The organism is Streptomyces sp. NPDC030840 (genome assembly GCF_055572015.1).
Window position 1 is genome coordinate 264,430 of the sequence record NZ_JBVIEE010000007.1, and the last position, 8,923, is coordinate 273,352.

6 protein-coding genes are annotated in these 8,923 nt (G+C 72.4%); 2 read left to right on the plus strand and 4 right to left on the minus strand.

Annotation, left to right across the window (positions count from 1 at the left end; all coding sequences use genetic code 11):
• Positions 1-61: 61 nt before the first annotated feature.
• The 4 genes from ACZ49J_RS18305 to ACZ49J_RS18320 all read right to left on the minus strand — a co-directional run bounded on the left by ACZ49J_RS18305 (position 62) and on the right by ACZ49J_RS18320 (position 5,749).
• A complete protein-coding gene (locus ACZ49J_RS18305; protein ID WP_467449157.1) occupies positions 62-250 on the minus strand; it encodes an acyl-CoA carboxylase subunit epsilon in 189 nt (62 codons plus the stop codon).
• A 69-nt stretch (positions 251-319) separates the two neighbouring features.
• The gene (locus ACZ49J_RS18310) at positions 320-1,903 is read right to left on the minus strand and encodes an acyl-CoA carboxylase subunit beta (protein WP_467449158.1); all 1,584 of its coding nucleotides are present in this window, start codon (positions 1,901-1,903) and stop codon (positions 320-322) included.
• Between the two features lie 154 nt (positions 1,904-2,057).
• Positions 2,058-4,400 carry a polysaccharide lyase 8 family protein gene (locus ACZ49J_RS18315; RefSeq protein WP_467449159.1) on the minus strand — a complete coding sequence of 781 codons (2,343 nt, stop codon included), beginning with the start codon at positions 4,398-4,400 and terminating at the stop codon, positions 2,058-2,060.
• A 500-nt stretch (positions 4,401-4,900) separates the two neighbouring features.
• Positions 4,901-5,749, minus strand: coding sequence for an SDR family NAD(P)-dependent oxidoreductase (locus ACZ49J_RS18320; RefSeq protein WP_467449161.1), 849 nt, complete (start codon positions 5,747-5,749; stop codon positions 4,901-4,903).
• Positions 5,750-6,184: 435 nt separating this feature from the next.
• Here ACZ49J_RS18320 and hpnR point away from each other — a divergent pair, with 435 nt between their 5' ends.
• Both hpnR and ACZ49J_RS18330 read left to right on the plus strand, forming a co-directional pair.
• Positions 6,185-7,684, plus strand: a complete 1,500-nt coding sequence (gene hpnR, locus ACZ49J_RS18325) for a hopanoid C-3 methylase HpnR (RefSeq protein ID WP_467449164.1) — start codon at positions 6,185-6,187, stop codon at positions 7,682-7,684.
• Position 7,685: 1 nt separating this feature from the next.
• Positions 7,686-8,567 carry a DMT family transporter gene (locus tag ACZ49J_RS18330; protein WP_467449165.1) on the plus strand — a complete coding sequence of 294 codons (882 nt, stop codon included), beginning with the start codon at positions 7,686-7,688 and terminating at the stop codon, positions 8,565-8,567.
• Positions 8,568-8,923: the final 356 nt, after the last annotated feature.

An 8,923-nucleotide genomic window follows, 5' to 3' on the forward strand; every position in this document is an offset into this window, starting at 1 on the left:
GTCGCAGCCGACAAACATGCGTAAGGGCCCCCTCCAGATGGAGGGGGCCCTTACGTGAGGTTCAGCGCCAGCTGTGGGGCGCCCTGAAGCCCGGCTCGCGCTCAAGGCGGCGCCAGCCTGCCTTGAGGCGCCCGCGGTGGACCGGGGCAGCGGGTGCGGCGGCGGCGCGGGCCATCAGGATCGCCGTGATCGCGGCGACTTCCTCGGGCTCGGCGTGGCCCTTCTCGACGCGGATATCAGGCAGGTTCATGGGTCTCAGTCTCCGTGGATGAGGTTTCCGCGGGGGTACCGCGAAGGATCCGCTGGGTTACCGGGAGGACTACTGCGGCGGGTTGCCGTGCTTGCGGGAGGGCAGGTCGGCGTGCTTGGTGTGCAGCATCGCCAGGGAGCGGATCAGGATCTCGCGGGTTTCGGCGGGGTCGATGACGTCGTCCACCAGGCCGCGCTCGGCCGCGTAGTACGGGTGCATGAGCTCGGACTTGTACTCCTTGACCATGCGGGCCCGCATGGCGTCCGGGTCCTCGGCCTCGGCGATCTGCCGGCGGAAGATGACGTTGGCCGCGCCCTCCGCTCCCATCACCGCGATCTCGTTCGTCGGCCACGCGTAGGTGAGGTCGGCGCCGATGGACTGGCTGTCCATGACGATGTACGCGCCTCCGTAGGCCTTGCGGAGGATCAGCGAGATCCGCGGCACGGTCGCGTTGCAGTAGGCGTAGAGGAGCTTCGCGCCGTGGCGGATGATCCCGCCGTGCTCCTGGTCGACGCCCGGGAGGAACCCGGGCACGTCCAGGAACGTGATGATCGGGATGTTGAAAGCGTCGCACATCTGGACAAAGCGCGCGGCTTTCTCCGATGCCTCGATGTCCAGGACTCCGGCGAGCGACTGCGGCTGGTTGGCGACGATGCCCACCACCTGGCCGTCCAGGCGGGCCAGGGCGCAGATGATGTTGCGGGCCCAGCGCTCGTGCACCTCGAGGTAGTCGCCGTCGTCGACGAGCTCCTCGATGACCTTGGCCATGTCGTACGGGCGGTTGCCGTCCGCCGGGACCAGGTCCAGGAGCACGTCGGAACGCCGGTCCGCCGGGTCCGAGCACTCCACGCGCGGCGGGTTCTCGCGGTTGTTCTGCGGAAGCAGCGAGAGGAGGTAGCGCACCTCGTGGATGCACGTCTCCTCGTCGTCGTAGGCGAAGTGGGCCACGCCGGAGGTCTCGGCGTGGACGTCGGCGCCGCCGAGGCCGTTCTGGGTGATCTCCTCGCCCGTGACGGCCTTGACCACGTCGGGGCCGGTGATGAACATCTGCGAGGTGTCGCGGACCATGAACACGAAGTCGGTCAGGGCGGGGCTGTAGGCCGCGCCGCCCGCGCACGGGCCCAGCATCACGGAGATCTGCGGGATGACCCCGGAGGCCTTGGTGTTGCGCTGGAAGATGCCGCCGTAGCCGGCGAGCGCCGAGACGCCCTCCTGGATACGGGCGCCCGCGCCGTCGTTGAGGGACACCAGGGGCGCCCCGGCCGCGATGGCCATGTCCATGATCTTGTGGATCTTCGTGGCGTGGGCCTCGCCCAGCGCGCCGCCGAAGATGCGGAAGTCGTGGGCGTAGACGAAGACCGTCCGGCCCTCCACCGTGCCCCACCCGGTGATGACACCGTCGGTGTAGGGCTTCTTGGCCTCCAGGCCGAATCCCGTCGCCCGGTGCCGGCGCAGCTGCTCGACCTCGTTGAAGGAACCGGGGTCGAGGAGGAGCTCGATGCGCTCCCGCGCGGTCAGCTTGCCCTTGGCGTGCTGCGCCGCGGTCGCCTTCTCGCTGGGCCCGGCCAGTGCCTGCGCACGGATCTCGTGGAGTTCGGCCACACGCCCGCGCGCGTCGGTCGGCTCGCTCGGCGCATCATCCAAAACGGTCATGTAGCGACCATACGAAGTCCACCAAGAAAAGCGGGCCGTCGACTCCGTACAGTCTCCGGCCCGTTTTCCTGGTACCACTGAACAGAACCAACCGCCCGTGCAGCCGATCCGACTGCTCAGAGGGCCTGTGCGTTGTGGGGGTCACACAAAGCGGTCAGCCGAGAGACACCTCACAACGGTGGGTCGCGCATTCCGTCCCCGGAGTGACGCGGAGGCGCAGACGGCGGCCTGCCGCCAGGGTCTCGACGGACGGGTCCGCGCGGAGGACGCTCCGTACGGGGCGGTCCCAGGTGATCTCCAGGCTCCCACCGGTCCGCGGCGGCTCGCTCACGCAGAGCGTAGCGGTACGGCCCCGCACCCGTACCAGCACACTCGCGGGCGCGGTGGTCGCGAGGGGGCCCGCGGTGCCAGGGGACCAGAAGGTGGCGGCCGTCAGGCCCAGCGAGTCCACGTGGACCGCCTGGCGGCGGGCGTCGTTGGCGAGGACCGACAACCACCGGCGGTCGGCCGCGCGGGCGGCGACCTGGTGGCGGGACGCGCCCGGCATGAGGACGTAGGAGTACGTCGCATCCGCCGGGTCCGTGCCGTGGTCCAGCCAGAGGGTCTGCCAGTGCCGGGTGCGCCGTTCGGTCGAGCTGGTGCTGTTGATGTCGGACCAGGCGCCGGTGCGCTCCTCGCGAAGGGTGCGCGGCTCGTCGCCGGCCGGGAACACCCAGCCACCGTGGCCCTCCAGGTGGGCCCAGCCGCGCCGGAGGACGAACTCCTGCTCGCCGTGCTCCCCCAGGTTCCGGTTGTCGACCACCGTCTCGACGGGCACCCCGTCGGCGCAGGTGATGCCGGCGCCGAGGCAGATGACGGCGTCCGCGACGCAGAACCACGACTTGCGGGCCTGGAGCGTCGAGCCGAGGCCCCTGAGGTGCTGGCCGATCGCCGCGTACGTGCCGTCGGTGGTGCCGCCGACCCACCGTGCGGCAGGCTTGGGCTCGCCCCACTCCCCGCCCTCCCGGTCGGCGAGACGTCTGGTGGAGACGGTGGTGCCGGGCAGGCGGTACCAGTCGACGGTGGGCCAGAACCAGTCCGTGTACTGGCCGAGCTCGGCCCCCGACGGCCACCAGAGGGTCATTCCGGCGCCCGTGTGCCAGCCGCGCGGGTTCTCGCCGTTGCCGCACTCGTAGTGGGCGATCCGTTCGGAAGCCATGGCGATGGCCGCCACGAAGCCGGGGCGGCGGTGGACCGCGCGGTCCATGGCGGCGAAGAGGTGGTGGCCGACGGGGTCGGGCGCGGCCGGCACGGAGGACCGGGCGACCGCGTGCAGCCGGGCCAGGTCGGCGACCTGGAACTGGCGGGCGGTGAGGACGGGCGTCACCGTGTCCCGTTCGATCCAGCCCTTGACGCGCCCGTACCAGCGTTCGCGCTCGGCGGCACCGGCGCCCTCCGCCAGCAGGGCCATCGCCGCGATGAGCATCTGTCCGTGGTAGTGGTCGCCGCGCATCACGCGCGGCTCGTCGCCCTTGAGGAGCCCGCGGCTGATGGCGCGGCCGCTCACGACGTCCATGACCAGACCGTCGTGGATGAGGGGCGCGTAGGCACGCTCCACGCTGTCCAGGATGATCTGTCTGTTCGGGTCGGTCACCTCCCAGCTCGACCCGGCGAGCAGGGCGAAGAGCCGGCCGAGGCCGTCGAGCAGGACCTGCCCGTACGTTCCCGAGTACGCCACCCAGGTGTGCTGGACGAACGAGCCGTCCGCGTACAGCCCGTCCCCCTTCGTGACGTACGGGAACACCGGGGAAAGGCCGTCCCGTGCCAGCGCGATCTTCTCCGGGGCGCGGCCGAGGATGCCCCGCAGGGCGACGGAGCGGCAGAGGTCGACGCGGTTGGCGCCGGTGGATGTGCCCGAGTAGTCGCGGAGCATCGAGTCGGGGATGAAGTGGTCGACCGCCGCGCAGGCCGCGGCGCGTCGGTCGTCCGTCAGCTGCTCGTGGAGGGCGGCCACGATGTCCGTCAGGAGGCGGGGGCTGCCGATCTGCCACTCCCACCAGTTGCCGTAGCGGGTGGTGGAGGGGTTGTAGACCGTCTCGGAGAGGTGATCGAGCCCTCGTACGACGTCCGCCAGCAGCCTCTCGTCGCCGGTGAGCCCGGTGCCCCGCTGCAAGTACGCCTGGGTCATGGTCCACAGGCGGCTGTAGCTGCGGGTGATGCCGGAGGGCGGGTCGAAGGGGTGGCCCGGCCAGAGGGAGGTGGGCGTGGGCGCCATCGCGTCCCGGAAGGCGCGGGCGAGCTCGCCGGTCTCCCTCAGACGGGTCGCGTAGGGCTCGGCGGCCGGGTCGTAGCCGCTGCCCAGGGCGATGCCGAGCCAGCGGCGGCGGAGGGTGTCGTACTCGTCGTCACCGCCGGCGTCGGCGTTCGGGGCGGGGGAGGCGTGTCCGGGGGGCGTTCCGGTGGCGGTCGCCGCCGCCAGGGCGACGGCGAGCAGGAGGGTGCGTCGATGAAGGGTCATTCCCTCGCCTCTACCACCACGGGTGTCACGGGGGAACCGTGTGGGGGCCGTTCGGCCTCCGGCCTGGCGGCGGCCACCGTGCGGGGGCCTCCGGCCTGGGGGGGGCGGCCACCGTGCGGGGGCCTCCGGCCTGGGGGGCGGCCACCGTGCAGGGCCCTCGGGCCTACCGTGCCGGGCCTGCGGGTCCGTTCCTCGGCTGCGGCTGCGTCGTGGCTTGTCGCGCAGTTCCCCGTGCCCCTGAAGGGCCCACCCACCACGGCCCGCAGACCCGTTCCCCAGCCGCCGATACGTCGCGGCTCGTCGCACACCTCCCCGTGCCCCTGAAGGGCCCACCCACCACGGCCCGCAGACCCGTTCCCCAGCCGCCGATACGTCGCGGCTCGTCGCACACCTCCCCGTGCCCCTGAAGGGCCCACCCACCACGGCCCGCAGACCCGTTCCCCAGCCGCCGATACGTCGCGGCTCGTCGCGCACTTCCCCGCTTGCCCCCGGGGGGCGGGTCAGCCGAAGCGGTGCAGGAGGCGGCGGTACACCGCGGGGGCCACGCCGCGCACCCGGCCCGGGAGGACCAGCCAGGACGGTACGTAGACGTCGTCGCGACCGCGGCGGACGGCGTCCCAGACCGCGCCGGCGACCCGGCCGGGGGAGGTGGGCCGCGGGCGGGCCCGCTGGTAGGGGGTGCCGCGCCGTTCGAAGAAGGCCGTGTCCACCGGGCCCGGCACGACGTGTGTCACCCCCACGCCGGTCCCCCGCAACTCCTGTCGGAGCGCCTCGGCGAACGCGGCCACCGCGGCCTTGGCCGCCGAGTACACCGCCTCGTTGCGCACCCCCACGATCCCCGCGACCGAACCGATGAGCACCACGCGCCCCCGCCCTGCCGCCACCATGGCGGGAAGGACCTCCCGTACGAGGTGGAGCGTGGCGTTGAGGTCCACGGTCAGCACCCGGTGGATGGCTGTGTGGGGCATGGTGGTGAAGGGACCGGCCCAGCCGATGCCGGCCCCGGCGACGAGGAGGTCGATCCGGCCGGCCGCGCCCAGCGCGGACTCGGCCAGCAGCCGTGGGCCGTCCGGGGTGGCGAGGTCGCCGGGCAGGACGATGCCCGACGTCCCGGCGGCCGTCTTCTCCAGACCCCGCACGTCACGCCCGTTGAGGAGGACCTGCCAGCCGCCCTCGGCGAAACGCTTCGCCGTGGCGGCTCCGATGCCCGAGGACGCTCCGGTGACGAGAGCCACCCGCACGTCCCGGGACGGGACCGCCCGACGGTCCCGCGCGGACGGGCCGGTTCCCGCGCGCGGCGGTACGGCGGTGGCCGCCTGAGGGTCGTAGGTGGAGCCGGTGGGTGTCACGAGACGGTCTCCCTGCGCTGTCGGTCTGGTTCGGCGGTCGGCGGCTCGGTGTCGTGAGTTCCGGACGGCGGTGGCGGCGGAGGGCGCCGGAACCGGTACCCGGCGGCGCCCGGCACCGCGCGGGCGGTGTCCTGGCGGACGGAACAGCCCGAGAGCCCTCGAGAACCGTCAAGAGCCCATGAGACGCCATCCGGCGAACCCCCGATCAGGATCCCTGGAGACCGCGGCGAGACACCGTTCCATCGTCGGCACGCGCGCCGCACGCTCCCGGAGCCCCGTACCCGACGCGGCAAAACCACCCTTGCGCGCCGGGCGGTGCCGCCAGGCGGGCGTATGGGCGGTACACCGCTGCGGATTGCCGGGATACGAAGGGGACACTCCGCGTTCCGGGACCCTTTCGTCCCGGTTCGTTCCGCCGCACGTGCCGAGGTGACCATGCGTTTGCTGCTCGTCCACCCCAGCGCCCTGATGTACTCGGAGATCTTCCTGCGACTCGAGCCGCTGGGGCTGGAGCGCGTGGCGGGCGCCGCGCGCGACGCGGGTCACGAGGTGCGCGTGGTGGACCTGCAGGTGCTCGGCCGGGACCGGCTCACGAGCGAGCTGAGGGCCTTCCGGCCCGAGGCCCTCGGCATCTCCCTGAACTACCTGGCGAACATCCCTGAGGCGATCGACCTGGCCGGGGAGGTGAAGCAGGCGCTGCCGGGCTGCTTCGTCTTCTTCGGCGGCCACAGTGTCTCCTTCGTCGCCGAGGACGTGCTGGAGCAGGCCGGGGGCTCGGTGGACGCGGTGGTCCGCGGCGAGGGCGAGCCGGCGATCGGCCCGTTGCTTGAGGCGGTGCGCGACGGAGGGGTGGACGCCGTCCCCGGGGTCGTCACCGCGGCCGGGCGCGGCCCCGCGCCCCTGATGCTGCACGGCATCGACGACCCGCTCCCGGCCCGCGACCTGATGCGGGGCCGCCGCCGGTACTTCATCGGCGAGCTCGATCCGTGCGCCTCCATCGAGTTCACCCGCGGCTGCCCGTGGGACTGCTCGTTCTGCTCCGCGTGGACGTTCTACGGCCGCAGCTACCGCAAGGCGTCACCCGAGGCGGCGGCCGAGGACCTGGCGCGCGTCCGCGAGCCCAACGTGTTCATCGTCGACGACGTCGCCTTCATCCGGCCCGAGCACGGCAACGCCATCGCCGCCGAGGTGGAACGCCGCCGCATCCGCAAGCGGTACTACCTGGAGACCCGCAGCGACGTCCTGCTGCGCCACCCGGAGGTCTTCGAACGGTGGGCGCGGCTGGGGCTGCGGTACATGTTCCTCGGTATGGAGGCCATCGACGCCGAGGGTCTCGACCTCTACCGCAAGAGGGTCAGCCCCGACGAGAACTTCCGGGCGCTCCGGACGGCCCGCCGTCTGGGGATCAAGGTCGCCATCAACCTGATCGTCGACCCGTCGTGGGACGAGGAACGCTTCCGGGTCGTCCGCGAGTTCGCCCTGTCCGTACCGGAGATCGTCCACTTCACCGTGATGACGCCGTACCCCGGGACGGAGATCTGGCACACCGAGTCGCGCCGGCTCACCACCCGCGACTACCGCCTCTTCGACATCCAGCACGCGGTGGTGCCCACCACCCTGCCCCTCGAACGTTTCTACGAGGAGCTCGTCCGCACCCAGGCCGTGATCAACCGCAAGCACCTGGGGCTGCGGACCGCCTTCGGCGCGGCCCGTGTCCTCGGGCGCAACCTGCTGCACGGCCAGACCAACTTCGCCCGCATGCTGTGGAAGTTCAACCAGGTCTACAACCCGCGCCGCCAGCTCGCCGACCACGCCATGCCCGTCCGCTACGAGCTGCCCCTGCCCCGGCCCGTCGATGTCGGTGACCGGCGCCGGCTGTACGTCCACACGCGGGAAGGGACACAGGCCGCCGACCGGGCGAAGACCGCCGAATAGCGTGCCCGTCGCCGTCCTGGCGTCCCTCGCCGCAGGTGTCTGCTTCGCCGTGGCCGGGGTGCTCCAGCAGCGGGCGGCGAGCGCGCGTCCGGACGAGGAGACGCTCTCGCCCCGGCTGCTGGGCCATCTGGTGCGGGACCGGACCTGGCGTCACGGCATCGGGCTGGCCGTGCTCGCCTACGGCTTCCAGTCCCTGGCGCTGGCGTTCGGCCCGCTCAGTCTGGTGCAGCCGCTGCTCGTCACCGAGCTGGTCTTCGCCGTCCCGCTCTCGGCGCGGCTGTACCGGATGCGGCTGGGGCGGCGGGAGTGGTTCGGCACGCTCGCCGTGACCGTCGGTCTGGGGCTGGCGCTGGCCTCGGCCCGCCCGCGCGGAGGGCACCCGGGTGCGGCGGAGCCGTTCGCCTGGCTGCTGATCCTGGGCGCGACCGGTGCGCTGGTCTGCGGTGCGCTGGCGCTCTCGCTGCTGCTGTCCGGGCCGTGGCGGGCGTCGGTGGTGGCGCTGGCCGGTGGCGCGGTCATGGGGACGCAGTCCGTGCTGCTGGCCGCGACGGTCGGGCGGCTGCGGGGAGGGCTGGACGCGGTGTTCTCCGCCTGGCAGACGTACGCGCTCGTGGGCGCGAGTCTGGTGGGTCTGCTGCTCATTCAGAGTGCCTTTCAGCAGGGGCCGCTGGCGGCGAGTCTGACCGTCATCGACGCGACGGAGCCGGTGGTGGCGGTGGTCGTGGGCACGGTGGTGTTCGGCGAGGTGGTGCGTGCCGGGTGGCCCGTCTCCCTGGCCACCGGGGTGGGGCTGGCGCTGGTGGTGGCCGGGATCGTGAGCCTGGACTCGTCTCCGGTGATCGGTGCGTTGTGGAGGGGTGGGGTGGGTGACGGTGACGGGTGACGTGGGTGCCGTCCGTGGCGGGTGGCGGGGTGCGGTCCGTGGCGGGTGACGTCGGTGGCGTCCATGGCAGGTGACGTGGGTGCCGTCCATGGCAGGTGACGTGGGTGCCGTCCATAGCAGGTGACGTCGGTGGCGTCCATGGCAGGTGACGTGGGTGCCGTCCATGGCAGGTGACGTGGGTGCCGTCCATGGCAGGTGACGTCGGTGGCGTCCATAGCAGGTGACGTGGGTGCCGTCCATGGCAGGTGACGTCGGTGGCGTCCATGGCAGGTGACGTCGGTGGCGTCCATGGCAGGTGACGTCGGTGGCGTCCATGGCAGGTGACGTCGGTGGCGTCCATGGCAGGTGACGTCGGT

What these genes read in the sequence shown, in the direction of transcription:
- ACZ49J_RS18305 (WP_467449157.1), bottom strand. Translation starts at nt 250, where the DNA reads ATGAACCTGCCTGATATCCGCGTCGAGAAGGGCCACGCCGAGCCCGAG.
- ACZ49J_RS18310 (WP_467449158.1), bottom strand. Translation starts at nt 1,903, where the DNA reads ATGACCGTTTTGGATGATGCGCCGAGCGAGCCGACCGACGCGCGCGGG.
- ACZ49J_RS18315 (WP_467449159.1), bottom strand. Translation starts at nt 4,400, where the DNA reads ATGACCCTTCATCGACGCACCCTCCTGCTCGCCGTCGCCCTGGCGGCG.
- hpnR (WP_467449164.1), top strand. Translation starts at nt 6,185, where the DNA reads ATGCGTTTGCTGCTCGTCCACCCCAGCGCCCTGATGTACTCGGAGATC.